Below are 21,960 nucleotides of genomic sequence, written 5' to 3' on the forward strand. Positions count from 1 at the left end.
TCGTGCCTTGTCGAGCGATCCGGCCCCAGGGGAAGCGGATTACATGCGGAAGGTGGCGCTCGCCGCGAAAGTCCGCCCGTTCTTGTAGAAGGCGGTCGGGCGATCCGGGGTGGCGTTGTACTGGCGATAGGTCTCGTCGAGCAGGTTCTGCGCATTGACCGCGATCGAGAGGTCCTTGGTCAGGTTCAGGCTCGCGGAGAAATCGAGCTGGCTGTAGGGCGCCACCATCTCGCGCGAGTTGAGCCGGCCGATCGTGCGGAAGTAGGAGCTGCGATAATTGTAGCTCAGGCGCGCTTGGAACGGTCCGCTTTCGAAATAGGGGATCACGTTCACGGTGTGCTTCGACAGATAGGGCAGGTTCAGCTCCGCGCCGCTCGAGTCGACGGAGGAGGTGCTGCTGTCCTGGTAGCTGTAGTTCGCCTGGAGGCCGAAGCCGGCCCAGATCTCGCTCTGCGCCGACACCAGCACGCCGTTGACCTTGGCCTTGCCGCCGTTGATCGGCTGGTTGACGCTATAGGTCGTCAGGCGGTTCTGCAGCGAGTTGAAGAATTCGGCGTTGGTGCGCGTGTTGATGATGTAATTGCTGATCTCGCGACGGAACAGCTCGGCGGCCAGCAGCGTGCCGGCGCGCGGATAGAATTCCGCTGTCAGCTCGTAGTTGACCGACTCATAGGGCTTCAGGTTCGGATTGCCGCCACCGCCGTCAAGCGTCACGTCGTTGAGCGAGGTCGCCGCCGCCAGGTCCTGGTAGCGGGGGCGCGAGATCACCTTGGCCACCGCGCCGCGGAAGATCAGCTTCGAGCTGGCTTCATAGGCGATGTTGAAGCTGGGCAGGAACTTCAGATAGTCGGTGGTGGTGCGGGTCGGCACGGGCACCGGGTTGACCACGCCGCTCAGCGTCAGCGCATAGTCGGACACGTCCTGCGTGTAGACCAGCCGGCCGCCCAGATTGCCGCGGAAGCCGCCCTGGTCGAAGTTGAGCTGCGCATAGCTCGCCGCGACGGTTTCCTTGACGCGGGTCGACGCGCCGATCTTGTTGACGAGCGGGCTGTTGATCGCGTTCGCCAGGATGTCGATCACCGCCTGCTCGGGCAGGTTGAGGTAGCGGGTCGCGTTGCCGGTGCCGCCGCTGCCCGAGAAGACGCCGTCCGGGGTCACCAGCGTGGTGACGCCGAGCTGGGATGCCAGCTTCGAACTTTGGAGATAGGTGTTGATGCCGCGCGCGTCGACGCGATTGACGTGCTCGGTCACGCGCGAGCCGAGCAGCAGCTGGGTGAAGGGGCCGAACGACACCGGGATCACCGCGTCATAGCCGCCGAAGATGTCGCGATCGGTGGTGACGCTATAGTCCAGGCCGCCGATCTGGGCGGCATTGAGCTGCGCGCCGTTGACGATCACCGGACGTCCTTCGATCTGCGCCGGATTGTTGTTCGGGTTGGTGAAGTAGTTGGCCGGATTGGTCGGGTCGCCGACGAAGTTGACCTCGGCCGAGTCATTGGTGAAGGCGTAGCTGAACGGCAGCTTGGTCTGCACGTTGAACAGATATTCCGGGTTGCGGCCGCCGGTCGCCTTCGACCAGCCGCCCACGAAGCTGACCTTCGCGCCGTTGTCGCCTTCCCAGTCGCCGAAGAAGTTGATGTTGTCGGTCTTCAGCTTGGTATGACGGACCAGCGTGTCGAGCTGCGCGCTCTGGTTGGTCGCGGCGGCGAAGGTCGCCAAATTGACCACGCCGTTGGCGACGTTCGCCGTCTGAAGGACATTGCCGGTCCAGGCGACCGGGATGGTGTACATCGACTGGCTGTAATTGTTGTAGTTGCCGTCGATGTGGAGGCCGTTCAGCGTGAAGGTGAGCTGTTCGGTCGGGCGGAACTGGGCGGTGCCGGACACGCTCATCCGCTGGCGCTGCTGCTGGAAATAGGCGTAGTTGATGCCGAACGGCGCCACTGCCTTGATCAGATCCTCCTTGCTGCCGCCGGTGACGGTGGCGTTCGGGTTCTGCAGGATGCCCTGGCCCGACGCGTCGCGGCGGACGCTGCCGTCGGCGTTCTTCTGGAAGAAGTCCGCACCGCTCTGATAGCCGAAGAACTCCACGCCCGCGCGGGTCAGATTCTGCTTGTCGTAGGTGACCGCGCCCAGGATGCCGAACGTCTCGCTCCGGTTCTTCCAGCTATAGAGGCCGGACGCGCGGACATTGCCCTTTTCGGACCGGTCGTTGTACGAATAGCCGCCCGAGGCGAAGATCGAGTTGGCGGGCAGGTCGAGCGGCCGGCGGGTGCGGACGATCACGGTGCCGCCCAGGCTGCCTTCCTCGATCCGTGGCTCGGGCGACTTGTACACTTCGAGCCGGTCGACCAGCTCGGGCGCGAGCAGCGAATAGTTGAACGTGCGGCTGCTGGGGTCGTTGTCGTTGCCGCCCCAGTCGGCGGAGGCGAGCGCATGGCCATCGAGCAGCATGCGGTTGAGCGCCGGATCGGTGCCCAGGATCGCAACCTTCTCGCCCTCGCCGAAGCGACGGTCGATGCTGACGCCGGGGATGTGCGAGAGCGATTCGGCGACGTTGCGGTCGGGGAACTTGCCCACGTCCTCGGAGGTGATGACGTCGACCACGGCATTGGCCTGGCGCTTGACGTTGATCGCCTCGCGCAGGCTGCCGCGGATGCCGGTGACGACGATGTCGTCGCCCGCCTCGCTTGGCGTCTCGCTGGTCGCGGACGTCTCGGGCGGCGGCGTCTGTTGCGCGTGCGCCGCGCCCGCGAAGCCCGTCATGGCGGTGGTGAGCAAGATCAGATGCCGAAAGCGCATAGCATTCCCCAAATCCGGAGATGCGCCCAGTCGCGCCGCTCCCCCCAAAAGCCCTGTGTCATCCGCGACTGGCGGATGGTCGCCCCCTGATCGATCGTCCCGTCGGTCCATTGGGTGCGACCGGTAACATAACCAATCCATATCCACTCCGCTACCGAAAATTGCGGTTGTGTTACAAGGCTCGGTCGCCAAGCTAAGTATTTGTTTCAGTTGTGAATCAAGATGACATGTCGGCGCGCCGGTATCGATTGCGACCAATATTGGCGATAGGGGACTGATCCGGATGAAAACCCTGTAACCGGTTCACGGACGGGGGCGAGTCACGGCACCGCGATCCAGCCGCCGCTTCTTCACTGGCACGGGATCGGTCCGGAAAGGTCTTGACAAAGACGCCGATCCGACGCGCTTGTAGCATACCGGCTCTTCGAGCGGCGGTGATGCGGGTCCGACGATGTCGCCGGGCGACACGGGTAGAGGACGGGAGCAGGCATGGCATTTTCCGATCAGGTGGGGCAGATCCGGGAGGATCACCCGTCGCCGCTGTATCTTCAGCTCCAGCAGTTGATCCGCGATGCGATCGGTAACAATGTTCTGACCCAGGGCGAGGCGATCCCCGCCGAACGCGACCTGGCGACCGAATATGGCATCTCGCGCATCACCGTGCGCAAGGCGATCGAGGGGCTGGTCGAGGACGGTCTGCTGACCCGCCGGCGTGGCGCGGGCACCTTCGTCGCGGGACGGGTCGAGAAGAGCTTCTCCAAGCTGTCCTCCTTTTCCGAGGACATGGCCGCGCGCGGCAAGTCCGCGTCGAGCAGCTGGATCTCGCGCGCGGCGGGCACCGTTTCGCCCGAGGAGTCGATGGCGCTGGGCCTGTCGCCGGGCGCGCCGGTGTTCCGCTTCCAGCGTATCCGCTATGCCGACGACCAGCCCATGGCACTCGAATTCTCGACCATCGCCGGCTACTGCCTGCCTTCGGTCGGCGCGGTCGGGGAGTCGCTCTACAGCGCGCTGGAGAAATCGGGCTGCCGCCCGGTGCGCGCGCTGCAGCGGCTGCGCGCGGTGCCCTTCGGTCCGGACCATGCGAAGATGCTGGGCGTCGACAATGGGCAGCCGGGGCTGTTGATCGAACGACGCGGATTCCTGAAGGACGGCCGCGCCGCCGAATTTACCCGTTCCTATTATCGCGGCGATGCCTATGACTTCGTGGCCGAATTATCGGATATATAACGTGAATCGCCGGGAGACGTAACGCCATGAATCGACGCCAGCTTCTATCGGCCAGCGCGGGTCTCGGCGCACTCTCCCTGGCAGGGCGTGGCGACGCGGCCCCGCGCGGCCTGGCGATGGGGGAGGGCGGCGCGCTGCCGATGCCGGCGCCCGCCCGCGACCTGCCCGAGGCGCTGCCGGTGCAGGACCCGAACCGGACGCTGCTGGAGCGCGGCTGGCTGTTCCACCCCGGCGACATCGTGCCGCCGCCGGCGACGACGCATGAGGCGACCTATCTGCTCGCCAAGGCGGGCAATGCGCCAGGCGCGGCGGCGATGGCCTATGACGATTCGGACTGGCAGTCGGTGCGCGTGCCGCACGACTGGGCGTCGTTCCAGCCCTTTGTCGAGACCGCCAATGTCTCGCAGGGCTACCGCCCGCGTGGGATCGGCTGGTATCGCCGCACGCTGCGCCTGGACCCCGCCGATCGCGGCAAGCGGATCGAGCTGCAGTTCGATGCCATCGCCACCCACGCCACCATCTGGGTCAATGGCAGCCTGGTCGCGCATAACTGGTCCGGCTACAACACGATCAACATCGACCTGACGCCGTTCGCGCGCTTCGGCGACGAGACGAACGTCATCGCGGTTCGCGTCGATGCGGCGGCGATGGAGGGCTGGTGGTACGAGGGCGCCGGCCTCTACCGCCACGTCTGGCTGATCCGCCGCGCACCGGTGGCGATCGCGACCGACGGGGTGCATTGCGACCCGCGCAAGGGGGCCGACGGGCAATGGCGGGTGCCGGTCGCCGTCACCCTGTCCAGCGTCGCGCGCGAGGCCAGGACGGTGCGGGTCGAGGCGGAGCTGTTCGCGCCCGACGGCCGCAGCCTGGCCAACGCTGCGTCCGAGGCAACGGTCGGTTCGCTCGACGAGACGGTCGCGACCCTGACGCTGGCGGCGGGATCGCCGATGCTGTGGTCGGTCGAGCGGCCGACGCTCCACCGCGTTGTCACCCGCGTGATCGCGGACGGCGCGGCGGTGGACGAACGGCGCATCCCGATCGGCTTCCGCACCCTGCGCTTCGATGCGGACACCGGCTTCTTCCTCAACGACCGACCGGTCAAGCTGAAGGGCGTCTGCCTGCACCAGGACCATGCCGGCGTCGGCGTGGCGGTGCCCGATGCGCTGATCCGCTGGCGGCTGGAGCGGCTGAAGGCGATGGGCTGCAACGCGATCCGCTGTTCGCACAATGCCCCCGCGACCGAGTTCCTCGACCTGTGTGACCGCATGGGCTTCCTGGTGATGGACGAGAACCGCCAGTTCAATCCCGCGCCGGAGACGACGGCGCAGCTCGAATGGATGGTGCGGCGCGACCGCAACCATCCCAGCATCATCCTGTGGTCGGTCTTCAACGAGGAACCGATGCAGGGCACCGAGGCCGGTGCGGAGATGGTGCGGCGCATGGCCCATGCCGTCCACCGGCTGGACGACAGCCGCCCGGTGACGGCGGCGATGAACGGCAGCTTCTTCGATCCGGTCAACGTGTCGAGCGTGGTCGATGTCACCGGGTTCAACTATTATCAGGGCGATTACGACAAGTTCCACCGCCTCTACCCCCGGCGGCCGTTGACCAGTTCGGAGGATACCAGCGCGTTCGAGACGCGCGGCGCCTATGCCAGCGATCCGGCGAAGCACGTCATCACCTCGTACGACGACGAGGCCGCCTCCTGGGGCGGCACGCACCGCGCGACATGGCAGGCGATCGCTGATCGGCCGTTCGTGGCCGGGGGCTTCGTGTGGACCGGCTTCGACTATCATGGCGAGCCGACGCCCTATGCCTGGCCGACCGTGTCCAGCTTCTTCGGCATCCTCGACCTGTGCGGCTTTCCCAAGACCGCGTTCGACATCCACCGCGCCGCCTGGACCGACGATGCGCCGGTAGTCGGGCTGGTGCCGCACTGGAACTGGGCGGGGAAGGAGGGGCAGCCGATCCGCGTCTTCGTCGCCAGCAATGCCGAGCAGGTGCGCCTGAGCCTCAACGGCCGTGACCTGGGGACGCAAGCGGTCGACCGGCTGCAGGGCAATGCCTGGACGGTGCCCTATGCGCCCGGCCGGATCGAGGTGGTGGCGATCCGCGGCGGTCGCGCGGTCGCGCGCGCGGCGCAGGAGACGGCGGGGCCGCCGGTCGCGCTGCGCCTGACCCCGGCGCGGACGGTGATGGCGGGCGACGACGAGGATGCGCAGCCGGTCACGATCGACGCGGTCGACGCGGCGGGACGGCATGTGCCGACCGCGAACCTGGCGACCCGGTTCACGGTCGAGGGCGCGACCATCATCGGCGTCGGCAATGGCGACCCCAACAGCCACGAGGCCGAGAAGGGCGGTGCCAGGTCGCTGTTCAACGGTCTGGCGCAGGCGATCCTCCAGGCCGGCACCGGTCGCGGTTCCATCGTGATGCGGGCCGAGGCGGATGGGCTGAAGCCGGCGCGGCTGGTGATCGACCGACTGGCGGTGCCGCCCCGCGCGCAGGTACCGGCGACCCCGGCAGCCCAGGGCCTGCGCGAATGGCGGCGCTCGGCGGCCTTTGCCGCGCGGCCCGCGATCGACCTGGCCCCGGCGGACGGCGACAACAACAGCTGGGCCTTCCAGCGTGGCAGCCTGGCGGTCCCGGCCGACCCGGCGGGGCGCTGGCGGCTCTATCGCGGCGCGGTGACCCCGTGGCGGCGCATGGCGGCGGAGGGCGGGATGCTCCGCTTCGCCGAAGTCACGGGCCGGGCCGAGCTCTGGGTCGATGGCCGCAAGGTGGCGGTCAAGGACGCGCCCGCCCCGGCGCCGTTCGAAGGCGCGCTGCCCGCCGGTCCGGGCGAACGCCGCGTCGTGCTGCTGGTCGAGGCGGCGCCCGGCGCGCCCTCGGGGATCACCGGCGGGGTGATGCTGACGGGGCGCTGACTCCCACCCCGGCGGGGGCCGGGGTCCAGTCACGGAACGATTGTTGCAACCCGCCAGCGTCTCCCAACTGGATCCCGGCCTTCTCCGGGATGGTAGGCGGGGGCTTTGGCGGAGGTTTCGTCTTCGCTGAGATGCAGAAAAGGGGATGATACAGCTTCGTCGTCGTTTCATTGCGCTCGCAATGACCAAGCAACCGAACAGCCAGCGTCTACAGGAAACTATAGGGGTCGACGTCCACCGTCACCCGCGCCTTGGGCGACCAGTCGAGCGTGCCCAGCCAGTCGCGGATCACGTCCTGCACGTCGAGCGCGCGGCGGGCATGGACGAGCAGGCGGAACCGGTGGCGGCCGCGCAGCATCGCCAGGGGCGCGGGCGCGGGACCATAGACCATCATCCCCTCCACCTGCGGCGCGCTGCGGCCGACCAGCCGGGCCGTCTCCTGCGCGCACGCCTGGTCCTCCGAACTGACGATGATCGCGGCATAGCGGCCGAAGGGCGGCGCGCCGGCATCGCGCCGCGCCTCCGTCTCTGCCGCGTAGAAGGCGTCCGAATCGCCCGTGACCAACGCCTGCATCACCTGCGCGGAGGGGCTGTGCGTCTGGATGTAGACATGACCCGGCTTGGTCCCGCGCCCGGCGCGGCCGGAAACCTGGCGGATCTGCTGGAAGGTCCGCTCGGCGGCGCGCAGATCGCCGCCCTCCAGCCCCAGATCGGCATCCACCACCCCGACCAATGTCAGATTTGGGAAGTGATAGCCCTTGGTGACCAGCTGCGTGCCGACGACGATGTCGATATCGCCCGCCTCCATCCGCCCGACGAACTCCGCCGCCTTCGCCGGCGACCAGATGGTGTCGGAGGTGACCACCGCCACCTTCGCCTCGGGAAACAGCGCGGTCACCTCGTCGGCGATCCGCTCGACCCCGGGGCCGCAGGCGACCAGCGACTCCTCCGCCTGGCATTCCGGGCAGGCGCGCGGAGTCGGCAGGACATGGCCGCAATGATGGCAGGCCAGCCGGCGCACCAGCCGATGCTCCACCATCCAGGCGGTGCAATTGGGACATTGGAACCGGTGGCCGCAATTGCGGCAGAGGGTGAGCGGTGCATAGCCGCGCCGGTTGAGGTAGAGGAGCGATTGTTCGCGCTTCTCCATCCGGTCCTGGATCGCCGCGACCAGCTTGGGCGCCAGCCAGCGGCCGCGCTCTGGCGGCTGGCTGAGCAGGTCGATCGCCTCGATCGTCGGCATTTCCGCGACGCCGTAGCGGCCGGGCAGCTTCAGTTCGGCATAGCGGCCGAGCTCCACCTGCTGGCGCGTCTCGATCGCCGGGGTGGCGGAGGCGAGGATGACCGGGCAGCGCTCGAACAGCCCGCGCATCACCGCCACGTCGCGGGCGTGGTAATGCACGCCCTCCTCCTGCTTGAAGCTCGTCTCATGCGCCTCGTCGACGACGATCAGGCCGAGATCGCGATAGGGGAGGTAGAGCGCCGAGCGCGCGCCGACCGTCACCAGCGCCTCGCCGCTGGCGATCGCCCGCCAGGCGCGGCGGCGCTGGGTCGAGCGCAATCCGCTGTGCCATGCCACCGGCTCGCAACCGAACCGGTCGTGGAAGCGCTTGAGGAACGGCTCGGTCAGCGCGATCTCGGGCAGCAGCACGATGGTCTGCCGACCCTGGCGGATCGCCTCCGCCACCGCCTCGAAATAGACCTCGGTCTTGCCCGACCCGGTGACGCCGTCGAGCAGGGTCGGCTGGAAGGCGCGGGCGTCGACATTGGCGACCAGGATATCGGCGACGGCGCGCTGGTCGTCGGACAGGGTCGGCGCGCCGTGATCGGGGTCGGGCCGGGGATAGGGGCTGTCGATATCGACCTCCACCGCCTCGATCGCCCCGGTCTTGACGAGGCCGCGGATCACCGCGTCGGACACCTCGGCGATGGTCGCGAGCTCGCGGATCAGGCCCTGGCGGTCGGCGATCCGCTCCAGCGCCTGTTCGCGCTGCGGCGTCAGGCGCGGCGGCACCTGGCCGGTCGCGCGATATTCGGTGACGCTGCGCGCGCCCTCCAAGGCCGAGGTGGAGGACAGGCACATGCGCAGCACCGCGGCGGGCGGCGCGAGATAATAGTCGGCGGTCCATTCGACCAGCCGGCGCAGCGCGTCGCCCAGCGGCGGCACCGGCGCGGCGGCGAGCAGCGGGCGCAGGCGGTTGTCGCCGACCTCCGCGTCGGACGGCATCCGCTCCGGCTCCCACACCACGCCCAGCAACTGGCGGGGGCCGAGCGGCGCGACGACGATCGAACCGGGCTCGACCGTCATGCCGTGCGGCACGCGGTAATCGAGCGGACCCAGGGCGGCATTGAGCAGGAGGACGCGGGTGCGGGACATATCGGCCGCCATATGGGGGTTTGGCGTCGGCCCGCAAAGCGCTGGCGCTGGCGGTGGCGCTGGCGCGGCGGCGGGCGGGATGGCACAGGGGTGGGGTGACGCCCGCGCTCCCGCATCCGCTTGCCGCCCGCTGGGCCGCGTATCTGACCGACGTGCGCCGACGCTCGCCGCATACGGTGCGCGCCTATCATGCCACCGCCGACCGGCTGCTCGCCTTTCTGCGCGACCATTGGGGGGAGCCGGTCACCTCGACCCGGCTGGCCGAACTGACCAGCGCCGACCTGCGCGCCTATCTGGCGGCGCGGCGGGGCGAGGGGCTGACCAATGCATCGGCCGCACGCGAATTGTCGGCGGTGCGGGGCTTCCTGGAATGGGCGGAGATCGAGCCGCCACGCCTGCGCGCGCCCCGCGCGGCCAAGTCGGTGCCGCGCCCGGTCGCGCCCGCCGACGTGCTGGCGCTGGCGGAAGAGGTGGCGGACGAGGCGCGCGAGCCGTGGATGGCGGCGCGCGACTGGGCGTTGCTGCTGCTGCTCTACGGCGCGGGGCTGCGGATCGGCGAGGCGATGGCGCTGACCGGCCGCGCCCTGCCGCTGGGCGAGACGCTGACCGTGCAGGGCAAGGGCGGCCGGACGCGGATCGTGCCGCTCCTGCCGCAGGTGCGGGGCGCGATCGACGCCTATGTCGCGCAATGTCCTTGGGCGATGACGAAGGACACGGCGCTGTTCCGGGGTCTGCGCGGCGGGCCCTTGTCGCCGACGCTGATCCGCCGCGCGATCCGGGGCGCGCGGGTGCGGCTGTCGCTGGGCGAGCGGACGACACCGCACGCGCTGCGCCACAGTTTCGCGACGCATCTGCTGGGGCGCGGGGCCGACCTGCGCGCGCTGCAGGAGTTGCTGGGCCATGCCAGCCTGTCGTCGACGCAGATCTATACTGCGGTGGACGCGGCGCATCTGCTCGACGTGTACCGCCATGCGCATCCTCGGGCTTGAGCGTATCGGTTCACGCGAAGCGCAAGAAGATGGTTCAGAGAAGGCGCGAAGGCGCAAAGCTGTTGGGTCCGGACGGTTCGTCTCCCTTCTTTAGCGGCGGGAAACGGAAGGTGCGCTGGCGCTCAAAAATCCTCTTTGCGCCTTCGCCCCTTCCCTGAACTACATCTATTCCTCACGCGGCTTCCAGGTCACGACCCGGTAGACATAGTAAGCGAGCACCGCGACCATCGTCGCGATCGCCAGCGGACCGATATAGCGGTCGAGCTGCTCGAAATTCTGGTCGAGCAGGATGCCAGCCCCCGCCAGGATGATGTTCCAGATCGTCGTGCCCGCCGTCGTCGCGACCAGAAAGCGCCAGCGCGGCATGTGCGCCATGCCGGCGGGCAGCGAGATGATCGTGCGGAAGCTGGGCATGAAGCGGAACACGAAGATCACCCAGCCGCCGCGATCGTGGAAGAAGCGGGTGATCGCCTCCACATCCTGCCAGTCGACGGTCAGCCAGCGGCCCCAGCGGTCGACGAACGGCTTCAGCCCCTGATAGCCGAACTTCCGGCCGAGCGCGTACCAGACATAATTGCCGATCACCGAGCCGATCGTGCCGGCCAGCAGCAGCCAGCCGAGTTGCATCCGCCCGCGCGCCACCGCCATTCCGCCCAGCCCCATGATGACTTCGGAGGGGATGGGCGGAAAGATATTCTCCAGCGCCATCAACGCGACGATGCCGAAATAGCCGCCGCGCGCGATCCATTCGAGGATGAAGTCGGTCATGCCCGGCTCAACGCCGGGCGGCGACCTTGGCTTCGATCGAATCCCAGATCAGGCCGGCGACATCGGTACCGTCGAACTTCTCGATCGCGACGATGCCGGTCGGCGAGGTGACGTTGATCTCGGTCAGCCACTCGCCGCCGATCACGTCGATGCCGACGAACAGCAATCCGCGCCGCTTCAGCTCCGGCCCCAGCTCCGCGCAGATCTCGCGCTCGCGATCGGTCAGCTCGGTCTTCTCCGCCGACCCGCCGACCGCCAGATTGGAGCGAATCTCGCCTTCGCCCGGCAAGCGATTGATCGCCCCCGCCACCTCGCCATCGACCAGCACGATGCGCTTGTCGCCCTTGGCGACCGCCGGCAGGAACGCCTGGATCATGTGCGGCTCGCGCCAGGTCTGGTTGAACACCTCGATCAGCGCCGACAGGTTCGCGCCGTCCGACCCGACGCGGAAGATCGCCTTGCCGCCATTGCCGTGCAGCGGCTTGACCACGATCTCGCCGTGCTTCGCCAGGAACGCACGCGCCTCGTCCAGCGAGCGGGTGACGAGCGTTGGCGGCATGAAATGCGCATAGTCCAGCACGAACACCTTTTCGGGCGCGTTGCGGACGCTGCGCGGATTGTTGACCACCAAGGTCCGCTCGCTGATCCGTTCCAGCAGGTGCGTCGCGGTGATATAGCCCAGGTCGAACGGCGGGTCCTGCCGCATCAGGATCACGTCGGCCTCCTCGCCCAGGTCGAGCCGGACCGCTTCGTCGAAGCGGAAATGATCGCCCGCGACGCGCTGCACCGTGACGGGGTGCGCGCGCGCCGTCAGTCGCCCTTCGGACCAGTTGAGGTCCTCCGGTCCGTAATGGAACAGGCGGTGCCCCCGCGCCTGCGCCGACAGCATCAGCGCGAAGGTCGAATCACCGGCGATGTTGATGCCGGCGAGCGGGTCCATCTGGACCGCGACGGTAAGGGACATGGGCACTCCGATCGGACTTGAGGCTGGTAAGAGGAGACGGGGGGCTGTGAAGGCGGGATGTAGGCGCGTCTCAGCCGCCGATCCAGGCATTCTCGATATGGCGCGGCCGGCAGCCGGGCGCGAGCAGCAGCACGTCGACGCGGATATCGTCGCCCGGCCCTGCATAGCGTGGCATCAAGAGCTCCGCCGCCGCCGCGACCCGCGCCAGCCGGCGCTCATCGATCGCCCAGTCGAGATCGGCGGCGGCGGCGCGCGTCTTCACCTCGATGAAGGCGACGAGGCGCCCCTTGCGCGCGACCAGATCGACCTCGCCGGCAGGGGTGCGAACGCGCCGATCCAGTACCTGCCAGCCCTTCAGGCGCAGCCACCACCCCGCCAGCCGCTCGCCGCGGCGCCCGGCCTGTTCGGCCTCCTGGCGATGGGCGGCGGTCCGGGGGCGGGGCGGGCGGGGCATGGCGGCAAGCGTGGCGGGACACGGGTCGGCTGGCAAGGGCAGGACTGTCGATTGGGTTCTCGGCACAAGGCTATGCAAGTCAACCGGCTGTAAAATGCGAACAACACACAAACCTTCCGGTCCGATTGGGGGGGGCAAGATGTGGAAAGCATCCGATGATCGGAAATCGATGTGTATATCATTGATGTTGCAAGAAATCTGCTTTCGCTGGCAAAGGTCATGCCATTGCGTGACGGTAAAACCGGCACGCAGACGGGATCGTGGTTTCAAACTTTAACCATTGCCCGTCTAGGCATGGATTATGCCCGAAACGACCGACGATGCCTGTCGGGTCCGCGCCGTCGCTGCGCTAGACCTCGCCGGAAGCCCGCCCCAAACGGAGTTTGAAGCCCTGGCCGCACTGGCGGCGCAATTGCTTGACTGTCCGATCGGCATGATCACGCTCCTCGACCGCGACCGGCAATGGGTGGCGGCGTCCTGCGGCACCGATATCAGTCAAACGCCCCGGTCCGAGGCCTTCTGCAACTACACGATCCGCTCAAATCACGTGATGGAGATCAAGGACGCCACGATCGACCCGCGCTTCGCCAATGTCCCGCTAGTCACCGGGCCGATGGCGGCACGTGCCTATGCGGGCCTTGCGGTATCCGCGCGCGATCCGCAGACCGGCCGGGTCGTGCCGGTCGGGGCGGTCTGCGCGTTGGACACCCACGTTCGCGATTTTGCCGCTGCGCACCGGGATGCGCTCACCCATCTGTGCAAGCTGACCGAGGCGCTGTTCGCCGTGCGCGCGCTGAAGCGACAGGCGGAAATCCAGGCGGATCATCTGCGTCGTAGCGACCAGATCTTCCGTCAGGCGGAGCGGATGGCTGAGATGGGATCATGGCGTCTGGACTTTGAAACCGACACATTGGTCTGGTCGGACGGGGTGTACGGCATCTATGATCTGCCCTTAGGGGCACCGATGGCGCGGCAGGTGGCGCTGAGCCATTTTCCGGCACCAAGCCGAGCCGTCGCGGTGGCGGCGATGACCGACACGATGCGGACCGGCGTGCCGTTCGACCTTGAACTGGATTTCGTCAGCAATTCAGGCGTGCGACGGCGTGTCCAATCGGTGGGTGAATTGGAAACGAGCAACGGGCGCCCGGTGGCCTTGGTCGGTGTGCTTCAAGACGTCACTGCCCGCCACGATCTGGAGGAAAGCCTGCGCCGCTCCGCCGCGATCGATGATCTGACCGGCGTCGCCAATCGCGCCGCATTCAATGAAGCGCTGGCGCATTGGACCGATGTCGCGCGCGACGATGGCACGCCGCTGCAACTCGCGCTCATCGACCTTGATCGCTTCAAGCTGATCAACGACTGTCACGGTCATCTGGCGGGGGACGCGGTACTCCGCGCGTTCGGCCGACGCTTGCAGCGGGTTCACGCAGTGGATGCCTTTCCGGCGCGGATCGGCGGTGACGAATTCGCCTTGATCCTGCGCGGCGCGACGGCCCTTCAGGCGCCCGAGCTGATCCCGAGGCTGCTGGCCGCATTGAAAGTGCCGGTTCGCACCGATGCCGGGATCATCCCGGTTTCGGGCACCATCGGATACGCGCCCTTCGACCTGGCTGAGGATAGCTTGCACGGTTTCATCCACCGGGCCGACAGCGCGCTCTATCAGGCCAAGCGCACCAAGCGTGGTTCCGCCCGGGCCTGGACGCCGCGGCTTGAGGGTCACGGATCGCTGAAGACCGATCCGCCCCTATCGGCGATGGAGCTGTCCGCATGGCCGGGCCAAATGCCGGGAGCGTCCGTGTTTCAAGATCGTCCGTCGGCGGCCTGATGGCCATCTGCCCCCGACGCCTGCCGGTCGGATGTCCGGCGTGACATCTATGCTGATCCCCCCGCCTTCATCGCCAGCGCGCGCGCGTAGAGCGCCTTGCGGTCCAGTCCCAGCCGTTTCGCCACTTCTCCGGCAGCCTTGGCGGCGGGGAGGCGGGTGAGGGCTTCGGCCAGCGCCGCATCGCCTTCCTCCACGCTGGCGGGCGGGGCCTCGCCGGGGGGGGCGACGACGACGACGATCTCGCCCTTGGGCGGGGCCTCGGCATAGCGGTCGGCGAGCATCGCCAGCGTGCCCGTCACCGCTTCCTCGAACCGTTTGCTGATCTCGCGCGTCACCGCCGCCTCGCGGTCGCCCAGCACCGCCGCCAGCGTCGCCAGGCACGCGCCCAGGCGCGGACCGGATTCGTAGAGGACCAGTGTCGCGCGGACCGCCGCCACCTCGGCGATGGCATCGGCGCGCGCCTTCTCCTTGGGCGGCAGGAAGCCCAGGAACAGGAAGCGGTCGGTCGGCAGGCCGGCGAGCGTCAGCGCCGCCACCGCCGCGCAGGGGCCGGGAATGGTGACGACCGCATGGCCCGCCGCGCGCGCGTCGCGGACCAGCTTGTAGCCGGGGTCGGAGATCAGCGGGGTGCCCGCGTCGGACACCAGCGCCACCGCCTCCGTGGCCATCCGCGCGATGAGGCCGGGGCGGACCCCTTCGGCATTATGGTCGTGATAGGGAACCATCGGGCGCTTCGCGCCGATATGTCGCAGGAGGCCGGCGGTGACACGGCTGTCCTCCACCGCGATGACGTCGGCACGCGAAAGAATGTCGGCCGCACGGGGGCTTAGGTCGCCAAGATTGCCGATCGGCGTCGCGACGATGTAGAGTCCGGGTTCAAGAGGAGACATGGGGATGCACATGGCAGAGGCGATGGGGTCGCCGCAACGGGGGCGTGTCGGACGCTGGTTCGCGCTTGCCGCCGCCGCGCTACTCGGCGCCTGTTCGACGGTGGTGCCGCGCGGGGTCGAGCCGCCCGCGCCGCCGCCGCCCACCACTGCGCCCGTGGTCCGACCCTCGACCGGCGTGGAGCCGGGGCTGCCGCGCGACGAGGCGCGCAACCGCGTCGCGCTGCTGGTGCCGCTCAGCGGGGCCAATGCCGGGGTCGGCCGCTCGATCGCCAATGCGACGATGCTGGCGCTGCTCGACACCCAGGCCAAGTCGGTGCGGATCACCAATTACGACACTGCGGGCGGTGCGGCGGCGGCGGCCAGCCGTGCGATCGCCGAGGGCGCGCAGCTGATCCTCGGGCCGCTGCTGGCCGAGGATGCGCGGGCGGTCGCGCCGATCGCGCGCGCCGCCGGCGTGCCGGTGCTGTCCTTCTCCAACGACACCAGCGTGGCGGGGCAGGGCACCTATGTGATGGGTTATGTCCCGGCGCAGTCGATCGCGCGGGTCGTGGACTTCGCGCATGGGCGCGGCGTCACCAGCTTCGCCGGTCTGGTTCCCAATGGCTTGTATGGCGAGCGCGCCTCCACCGCCTTCCTGCGCGCGGTCGAGGGGGCGGGCGGCCAGGTGGTCTCGCTCCAGACCTATGGCCGGGCGGGCGGCGCGGTCGGCGCGGCGGCGCAGCGGCTGGTCGCCAAGGCGCCCTATGACGCGGTGCTGGTCGCCGACAGCGCGTCGGTGGCGGCGGTGGCCGCGCCGGTCATCAAGCGGGCGAGCGGCGCGGGCACGCATCTGCTCGGCACCGAACTCTGGAATTCGGAAAACGGGCTGGCGGCGAAGACGGCGCTGGCCGGAGCCTGGTATGCCTCGGTGTCCAACACCCTCTACCGCCAATATGCGATCAAATACCGGGCGCGCTACGGCGCTTCGCCCTATCGCCTGTCGAGCCTCGGCTATGACGCGGTGCTGCTGACCGTGCGGATCTCGCGCGACTGGGCCACCGGCCGGCCCTTCCCGGAGGCGAAGCTGCGCGATCCGGACGGGTTCGCCGGGATCGACGGCGCATTCCGCTTCGGTCGCGACGGCGTCGCCGAGCGCGCGCTGGAGGTGCAGGAGGTGCGGCCGGGCGGCAGCATCGTCGTCTCTCCCGCGCCGGCCGGCTTCGGGGGGTGATGGTCGCGGGACGCCAGCGCGTCAGCCGTCGCTGACCACCTCGGTCAGGATCGCATCGAGCAGCAGCGCCCCCGCCTCGGTCACGCGCAGCCGGCCGGGTTCCGCCGCCACCAGCCCCTGGGCGGACAGGCGCGCCACCGCGCGCGCGTCGATCGGGGCGATGCCGCCGGCCAGTGCCGCGACGCGGCGCGTATCGATCCCCTCGCCCAGGCGCAGGCCCATGACCAGCGCCTCGGTCGCGCGTTCGTGCGGGGTGAGCGGCGTCTCGCTCTGCGCGCCATGGCCGTTGCGGGCGACCGCGCTCAGGAAATTTTCCGGCTTCTTGTGACGCACCGTCGCCAGCCCACCGCGCCGGCCATGCGCGCCCGGTCCGACCCCGGCATAGTCGCCATAGCGCCAATAGGTCAGGTTGTGGCGGCTCTCCGCGCCGGGACGGGCATGGTTCGAGGTCTCATAGGCGGGCAGGCCGGCGGCGGCGGTCATGGCGCGCGTCGCCTCGAACAGGTCGGCGGCGGTGTCGCCGTCGGGGATCACCAGCCGTCCCGCCTGCGCCTCGGTAGCGAAGCGGGTGCCCGGCTCGATGGTGAGCTGGTAGAGCGACAGATGCTCGGTGCCGAGCGCGATGCCGCGCGCCAACTCCGCCTCCCAGTCGGCGAGCCGGTGGCTTGGCCGGGCATAGATCAGGTCGATGCTGACCCGCGCGAAAACCGACTGGGCGGTCGCCACCGCGCGCAAGCCCTCCGCCACGCCATGCGCCCGGCCCAGGAAGCGGAGCGCGTCGTCGTCCAGCGCCTGCAGCCCCAGCGACACGCGATTCACCCCGGCGGCGGCGATATCGGCGAAGCGCGCCGCCTCGACCGATGAGGGATTGGCCTCCAGCGTGATCTCGACACCCGGCGCGAAGCCCCAATGCCGCTCCGCTGCCGCCAGTACGGCGGCGACCGTGGCGGGCGGCATCAGCGAGGGCGTGCCGCCGCCGAAGAAGATCGATCCGATTCGCCGGCCGGGTAGCGCCTGCGCCTCATGGGCGAGGTCGGCGAGCAGCGCGGCCTGCCATGCCCCCTCGTCCACGGTCGCGCGGACATGGCTGTTGAAGTCGCAATAGGGGCATTTCGAGACGCAGAAGGGCCAGTGGACATAAAGGGCCAGGTCGTCAGTCATCGCTCGTGTTCGGAACTCGTTCATCTTGGCTCGTTATGGGGCCGGCGGGGAGCCGGGGGAAGCCGTGCGGACGAAATCGATCATGGCCGGGCTTCTTCGCGCGGGTCTCGGATGGTCGTGCGCTTCGGCCGTCGGTGCGGCGGGGCCGGCCCCGCCCGCGCCGGTCCAGCCGGGCGCGCCGCCGGCCGATGATCCGCTGGAAGACACGATGCTGGCGATCCACAATGCGGCGCGGGCGCGGGTCGGCGTGCCGCCGCTCGCCTGGGACGCCGGTCTGGCGGAGGCGGCGCGGGCCTATGCCGAGGACATGGCGCGGTCCGACCTCTTTCGCCATGCGCCGCCGGCGCTGCGGCGGGGTCAGGGGGAGAATCTGTGGAGGGGGTCGCGCGGGGCCTATGGGCCCGATGCGATGGCGACGGCCTGGACGGACGAGGCGCGGCTGTTCGTCAACCAGCCCACGCCGCTGTTCAGCACCACCGGCCGCTGGCAGGATGTCGGCCATTACAGCCAGATCGTGTGGCGATCCACCACGGCGCTGGGCTGCGCGATGGCGAGCAGCGCCACCTTTGATTATGTCGTCTGCCGCTATGGCCCGGCGGGCAATGTAATCGGCCGGACCGCCTTCTGAACACCGGCCGGGCCAGGGCCGCCGACAATCGTATCCGGAATGAACCGACCACGCATCCGGACTGGTGGCATCCGGCCGAACGCCATAGGTTGCGGAGATACCGTCGCCCCGTAAGGGCCACTATGTGGAGGTCGGCCGATGATCGCATTGCTGCTGCTCGCCCAGGTGCAGACCCCCGCCATCGTGGTGCAGGGCGAACGCCTCTCCCAGGCTCTCCGGCAATGCGAGGCGCGGCAGTGCACCGTGCGGCGGGACGCGCAGGTCTCCATCGCGTCGGCGGAGATGCTGTTCCGCAAGGGGGACTATCTCAAGGCGAAGCTGTTGCTGGCCGCCGCGATCGACCGCAATCGCCGGCACGAGGCGACGAGTCCCAAGCTCGTGTCTTCGCTCTACGAAGCCTATGCGACCGTCTCGTTGCACGAGGGGGACGAGGATGGCTTCCGTCGCGGCACGCGGCAGCAGGTCCGGATCCTGCGCGATCACCTGCCGGCCGACGATCCGGCGGTGGTGGCGAAGCTGACGGCGCTCAGCGACATGTGGCTGAAGCTGCGCGACTACCGCCAGGCCAAGCTGTCCTACGAGGCCGCCGAGCAGAAGGCGGCGCGGGCCGGGCAGGCCGAGATGGCGGCGCTGGCGGCGATCCGTGTCGCCTGGCTCACCGCCATCGCGGGAGGCCGGTCGGCCAGCCGGGCCATGCTGGACGAAATCGCCGCGCGTCCGGTCGCGCAGACGGGCGATCTGCCGGACGTGATCAAGGTCATGCGCTTTCGGATCGATGCGTCTGAACTCACCGACGCGGAGATGCTGCGGCGCGCCAGGAGCATCGGCGGAGCATATCGGGAGACCCCCTTGCTGGTGGTCAACCCGTCCTATGACTTCATCGACTCGGCCGCGTTGAATCAGGCGGCCAGCCGGTTCGAGATGGTGACGCCGATCCCCGTCCGGTCGAGCGACGTCAGCAGCGTGCAATGGGTGGATGTCGGCTTCTGGATACGACCCGATGGACGGACCGATGAGGTGGAAATCCTGCGCGGGACCCGATCCGAGTCCTGGGCGCGGTCGATCGTCCGCCAGGTGGAAGGGCGTGTCTACAGCCGGTTCCTGCCGGTCGATGAAGCGAAGAGGACGGCCGGCCAGTACCGGGTCGAGCGCGTGACCTTGCGGCAGCGCTACGTGGTGCCGGTCGGCAGCCTGACACCGCGCCGCGTTCCGATCGGCGGCGTCGAGACGCTGGACCTGACCGCGGCCTGACCAAGGTCTTCAATCAAAGGCGGCGAGGATAGGGCAGGGTCCGTCGTCGCTTTCGGCGCAGGCGCTCGCCAGGCGGCGCAGCGCGGTGCGCGCCGCCTCCAGGTCCGCGATCTTCCGGTCGAGCGCGGCGAGACGGTCCGCCGCCAGCGCCCGCGCGCGCGGGCGATCCTGTGTCGCATCCAGCCGCAGGAGTTCGCCGATCTCCTCCAGCGTGAAACCCGCGCCTTGCGCCGAACGGATGAAGCGCAGCGTCCGCAGATGTTCGGCCTCATAGCGCCGAATCCCCCGGGTCAGGCCGGCCTGGCCGCGCGCGGGCGTGCCGACCAGGCCGCGCCGCTGGTAGAAGCGGATCGTCTCCACCCCAAGCCCGGCGGCGCGGGCGAGTTCGCCGATCGTCATGCTTGACTCCGTACCATGGTCCGCATTCCATATGAGGCCCGTGCCCCTGTCAGCCAAGGACCGGACCGATGCCCGCCATGCCCGATGATCGCCCCGTCGCCACCCTCTATCGCATGGTGATGCCGACCCATGTCTGCCCCTTTGGCTTGAAGGCACGTGCGCTGTTGCGGCGCAGGGGCTATGCGGTCGACGATCACTGGCTGACCAGCCGGGCCGAGACGGACGCGTTCAAGGCAAAGCATGACGTGAAGACGACGCCGCAGGTGTTCATCGATGGCGTGCGGATCGGCGGCTATGACGACCTGCGCCGTCATTTCGGCCTGACGGTGCGCGATCCCAATGCGACCAGCTATCGACCGGTGCTGGCGGTGTTCGCGGTGGCGGCGCTGATCGCGCTGGCGATCAACGGCCTGACCGCCGCGCCGCCGATCGGCCTGCTCGGCGCAGAGCGGTTCGTGGCGGTGACGATGATGCTGCTGGCGATGCTGAAGCTCCAGGATGTCGAGCGGTTCGCGACGATGTTCCTCGGCTACGACCTGCTGGCCCGGCGCTGGGTTTCCTATGGCTATGTCTATCCCCTGCTGGAGCTGGGCGCGGGCACGCTGATGCTGGCGCGGCTGTGGCCCTGGCTGTCGGTCCCGGTGGCGCTGGCGATCGGCGGGATCGGCGCGGTGTCGGTGGTGAAGGCGGTCTATATCGACAAGCGCGCGCTGAAATGCGCGTGCGTCGGCGGCAGCGGCAATGTGCCGCTCGGCTTCGTGTCGCTGACCGAGAATGTGATGATGGTGGCGATGGCGCTGTGGATGGCGCTGGGGGTGGCGGGGACGATGTGATAGCGTAACGCCCTCGACGGGCGTGCCGGGGGAGGTTCAGATGCTGATGGCGGCTTTGGCTTTGGCGGCAGGGGGCGGTCTGGCGCCATGCCCGGTCCCGTCGGGCGCGGAAACCTTGTGGCGACCATCGACGCGCTATCTTCTGGTCGGCGAGATACATGGCACGGTAGAGACGCCGGCCGCCTTCGCCGATCTGGTCTGCGCGGCGGCGCGAAGCGGACGGCCGGTCACGGTCGCGCTGGAATATTCGGCGGACTATCAGCCGGTGGTTGATGCCTTTCTCGACTCCAATGGCGATGCCGGGGCCCGTGCGGCGCTACTGACTTTGCCGATTTGGAATGACGAATGGCAGGACGGACGCAGCAGCACCGCGTTCCTTGCGCTGTTCGAGCGTTTGCGCGTCCTGAAGCAGGCGGGACTGGTCCGACATGTCGTCTGTAGCGACACCGGCGAGAATGACCCGAAGCCTATGAAGCGGGACGCAATCATGGCCCGCAACTGGCAGGCCGTGCCGCTTGGTGCCGACGGATTGCTGATTGCATTAGCCGGTAACGTTCACATGATGCGCAAGCCGGTCGAGCGACCGGGAGTGACGATCCATACGGCGGCTTCGCTGATGCCACGCGGCGCGACGATGACGGTCGATGTCGACTACAATGGCGGTACGACCTGGTCCTGTCAGCAGGATGGTTGCGGCCTTCATTCAGGTGGCCAAGCCAGGACGGTCGCGTCGGGGCTGGTCCCGACGACCGATCCGGATGCACCGTTTGATGCCGTGCTGGAGCTTGGCAAGCCGGTTCATGCGGCGCTGCCGGCACTGCCGGAACGACGCGATTTCAAGCCGGTGACGGAGCCTATCCGCGTCACCGGATGAGGAAGGGGGCAGCAAGACGAGGCAAGGCTTCGGTGGTCGGCGCGTGCGATCCGCCATCGTGCCGGCGGGCGCCGGCCTGCGTGTCCTGCGCCACGGGCCCGCCCGCGCCGCCGCCCATGGTCTTTGGGGGGCTGCCGGTCGCGGGTGACCGGGCGCTGGTCAAACGTCATGGTTTCGATCGATGCGTCGACATGGACGCGATCCCTGTCCGTTGCAAAGGCGCCGGCGCGATGCTGTTCAGGCAGGGGCGGTACGAGGCCGGCGTCGCTATCAGCGGCAGCCTATTCAACGGACCCGGTGGAGCGACGCGGACGATGACCGCGTCTGCACTATCATCATCGCGCTGCTCCGACGCGGCTGGACCGATCGCGATACGGGCAC

General features: G+C 68.7%; 17 protein-coding genes. 9 read left to right on the forward strand and 8 right to left on the reverse strand.

The genetic code is table 11. The annotated features are described in order from the left end of the window. Positions 1-39 precede the first annotated feature (39 nt). On the reverse strand, positions 40-2,802 hold the full coding sequence (locus GGQ96_RS08220; protein ID WP_184113471.1) for a TonB-dependent receptor: 2,763 nt from the start codon (positions 2,800-2,802) through the stop codon (positions 40-42). A gap of 489 nt (positions 2,803-3,291) precedes the next feature. On the opposite strand from GGQ96_RS08220, the gene GGQ96_RS08225 reads away from it, so the two are divergent. Next, on the forward strand, positions 3,292-4,029 hold the full coding sequence (locus tag GGQ96_RS08225) for a GntR family transcriptional regulator (protein ID WP_184113473.1): 738 nt from the start codon (positions 3,292-3,294) through the stop codon (positions 4,027-4,029). Between the two features lie 26 nt (positions 4,030-4,055). Further along, positions 4,056-6,956: a beta-galactosidase GalA gene (galA, locus tag GGQ96_RS08230; protein WP_184113475.1), complete on the forward strand. Its 2,901-nt coding sequence runs from the start codon at positions 4,056-4,058 to the stop codon at positions 6,954-6,956. 208 nt (positions 6,957-7,164) lie between these two features. Here the strand turns inward: galA and GGQ96_RS08235 are convergent, their stop codons facing one another. Beyond that, the gene (locus tag GGQ96_RS08235; RefSeq protein ID WP_184113477.1) at positions 7,165-9,333 is read right to left on the reverse strand and encodes a primosomal protein N'; all 2,169 of its coding nucleotides are present in this window, start codon (positions 9,331-9,333) and stop codon (positions 7,165-7,167) included. A gap of 95 nt (positions 9,334-9,428) precedes the next feature. Between GGQ96_RS08235 and GGQ96_RS08240 the strand changes: the two genes are divergently transcribed. After that, entirely contained in the window at positions 9,429-10,322 is an 894-nt protein-coding gene (locus GGQ96_RS08240) for a tyrosine-type recombinase/integrase (RefSeq protein WP_184114167.1), read from the forward strand. Positions 10,323-10,487: 165 nt separating this feature from the next. On the opposite strand, the gene GGQ96_RS08245 is transcribed toward GGQ96_RS08240, so the two are convergent. From GGQ96_RS08245 to GGQ96_RS08255, 3 genes are all read right to left on the reverse strand, one after another. Continuing rightward, entirely contained in the window at positions 10,488-11,090 is a 603-nt protein-coding gene (locus tag GGQ96_RS08245; protein ID WP_184113479.1) for a DedA family protein, read from the reverse strand. A 7-nt stretch (positions 11,091-11,097) separates the two neighbouring features. Further along, positions 11,098-12,054 carry a glutathione synthase gene (gshB, locus tag GGQ96_RS08250; RefSeq protein ID WP_184113481.1) on the reverse strand — a complete coding sequence of 319 codons (957 nt, stop codon included), beginning with the start codon at positions 12,052-12,054 and terminating at the stop codon, positions 11,098-11,100. A gap of 70 nt (positions 12,055-12,124) precedes the next feature. After that, positions 12,125-12,508 carry a YraN family protein gene (locus GGQ96_RS08255; protein ID WP_184113483.1) on the reverse strand — a complete coding sequence of 128 codons (384 nt, stop codon included), beginning with the start codon at positions 12,506-12,508 and terminating at the stop codon, positions 12,125-12,127. A gap of 301 nt (positions 12,509-12,809) precedes the next feature. On the opposite strand from GGQ96_RS08255, the gene GGQ96_RS08260 reads away from it, so the two are divergent. Then, positions 12,810-14,333, forward strand: a complete 1,524-nt coding sequence (locus GGQ96_RS08260) for a GGDEF domain-containing protein (RefSeq protein WP_184113493.1) — start codon at positions 12,810-12,812, stop codon at positions 14,331-14,333. A 47-nt stretch (positions 14,334-14,380) separates the two neighbouring features. Here GGQ96_RS08260 and rsmI read toward each other — a convergent pair whose 3' ends face one another. Next, positions 14,381-15,223, reverse strand: a complete 843-nt coding sequence (rsmI, locus tag GGQ96_RS08265) for a 16S rRNA (cytidine(1402)-2'-O)-methyltransferase (RefSeq protein ID WP_184113495.1) — start codon at positions 15,221-15,223, stop codon at positions 14,381-14,383. Positions 15,224-15,227: 4 nt separating this feature from the next. On the opposite strand from rsmI, the gene GGQ96_RS08270 reads away from it, so the two are divergent. Further along, positions 15,228-16,433: a penicillin-binding protein activator gene (locus tag GGQ96_RS08270; protein ID WP_184113497.1), complete on the forward strand. Its 1,206-nt coding sequence runs from the start codon at positions 15,228-15,230 to the stop codon at positions 16,431-16,433. A 21-nt stretch (positions 16,434-16,454) separates the two neighbouring features. On the opposite strand, the gene hemW is transcribed toward GGQ96_RS08270, so the two are convergent. Further along, positions 16,455-17,618 carry a radical SAM family heme chaperone HemW gene (gene hemW, locus GGQ96_RS08275; protein WP_246360337.1) on the reverse strand — a complete coding sequence of 388 codons (1,164 nt, stop codon included), beginning with the start codon at positions 17,616-17,618 and terminating at the stop codon, positions 16,455-16,457. Positions 17,619-17,676: 58 nt separating this feature from the next. On the opposite strand from hemW, the gene GGQ96_RS08280 reads away from it, so the two are divergent. Continuing rightward, entirely contained in the window at positions 17,677-18,222 is a 546-nt protein-coding gene (locus tag GGQ96_RS08280) for a CAP domain-containing protein (RefSeq protein ID WP_184113499.1), read from the forward strand. A gap of 138 nt (positions 18,223-18,360) precedes the next feature. Further along, entirely contained in the window at positions 18,361-19,473 is a 1,113-nt protein-coding gene (locus GGQ96_RS08285) for a hypothetical protein (protein WP_184113501.1), read from the forward strand. A 9-nt stretch (positions 19,474-19,482) separates the two neighbouring features. On the opposite strand, the gene GGQ96_RS08290 is transcribed toward GGQ96_RS08285, so the two are convergent. After that, entirely contained in the window at positions 19,483-19,872 is a 390-nt protein-coding gene (locus tag GGQ96_RS08290) for a MerR family transcriptional regulator (RefSeq protein WP_184113503.1), read from the reverse strand. Between the two features lie 77 nt (positions 19,873-19,949). Between GGQ96_RS08290 and GGQ96_RS08295 the strand changes: the two genes are divergently transcribed. Together GGQ96_RS08295 and GGQ96_RS08300 are read left to right on the forward strand one after the other, a co-directional pair. Then, on the forward strand, positions 19,950-20,705 hold the full coding sequence (locus GGQ96_RS08295) for a MauE/DoxX family redox-associated membrane protein (RefSeq protein ID WP_425506696.1): 756 nt from the start codon (positions 19,950-19,952) through the stop codon (positions 20,703-20,705). A 40-nt stretch (positions 20,706-20,745) separates the two neighbouring features. Then, positions 20,746-21,579: a TraB/GumN family protein gene (locus GGQ96_RS08300; protein ID WP_184113513.1), complete on the forward strand. Its 834-nt coding sequence runs from the start codon at positions 20,746-20,748 to the stop codon at positions 21,577-21,579. Positions 21,580-21,960: the final 381 nt, after the last annotated feature.

The sequence above is a fragment of the Sphingomonas abaci genome, from assembly GCF_014199625.1.
Taxonomy (GTDB): domain Bacteria; phylum Pseudomonadota; class Alphaproteobacteria; order Sphingomonadales; family Sphingomonadaceae; genus Sphingomonas; species Sphingomonas abaci.

Bases quoted from the DNA above. Each gene is read 5' to 3' on its own strand.
- rsmI (WP_184113495.1), bottom strand. From the start codon at position 15,223: ATGTCTCCTCTTGAACCCGGACTCTACATCGTCGCGACGCCGATCGGC.
- GGQ96_RS08280 (WP_184113499.1), top strand. From the start codon at position 17,677: ATGGCCGGGCTTCTTCGCGCGGGTCTCGGATGGTCGTGCGCTTCGGCC.
- GGQ96_RS08260 (WP_184113493.1), top strand. From the start codon at position 12,810: ATGCCCGAAACGACCGACGATGCCTGTCGGGTCCGCGCCGTCGCTGCG.
- gshB (WP_184113481.1), bottom strand. From the start codon at position 12,054: ATGTCCCTTACCGTCGCGGTCCAGATGGACCCGCTCGCCGGCATCAAC.
- GGQ96_RS08235 (WP_184113477.1), bottom strand. From the start codon at position 9,333: ATGTCCCGCACCCGCGTCCTCCTGCTCAATGCCGCCCTGGGTCCGCTC.
- GGQ96_RS08270 (WP_184113497.1), top strand. From the start codon at position 15,228: ATGCACATGGCAGAGGCGATGGGGTCGCCGCAACGGGGGCGTGTCGGA.
- GGQ96_RS08220 (WP_184113471.1), bottom strand. From the start codon at position 2,802: ATGCGCTTTCGGCATCTGATCTTGCTCACCACCGCCATGACGGGCTTC.
- GGQ96_RS08295 (WP_425506696.1), top strand. From the start codon at position 19,950: ATGCCCGATGATCGCCCCGTCGCCACCCTCTATCGCATGGTGATGCCG.
- GGQ96_RS08290 (WP_184113503.1), bottom strand. From the start codon at position 19,872: ATGACGATCGGCGAACTCGCCCGCGCCGCCGGGCTTGGGGTGGAGACG.
- GGQ96_RS08285 (WP_184113501.1), top strand. From the start codon at position 18,361: ATGATCGCATTGCTGCTGCTCGCCCAGGTGCAGACCCCCGCCATCGTG.
- GGQ96_RS08245 (WP_184113479.1), bottom strand. From the start codon at position 11,090: ATGACCGACTTCATCCTCGAATGGATCGCGCGCGGCGGCTATTTCGGC.
- galA (WP_184113475.1), top strand. From the start codon at position 4,056: ATGAATCGACGCCAGCTTCTATCGGCCAGCGCGGGTCTCGGCGCACTC.
- hemW (WP_246360337.1), bottom strand. From the start codon at position 17,618: ATGAACGAGTTCCGAACACGAGCGATGACTGACGACCTGGCCCTTTAT.
- GGQ96_RS08225 (WP_184113473.1), top strand. From the start codon at position 3,292: ATGGCATTTTCCGATCAGGTGGGGCAGATCCGGGAGGATCACCCGTCG.
- GGQ96_RS08300 (WP_184113513.1), top strand. From the start codon at position 20,746: ATGCTGATGGCGGCTTTGGCTTTGGCGGCAGGGGGCGGTCTGGCGCCA.
- GGQ96_RS08255 (WP_184113483.1), bottom strand. From the start codon at position 12,508: ATGCCCCGCCCGCCCCGCCCCCGGACCGCCGCCCATCGCCAGGAGGCC.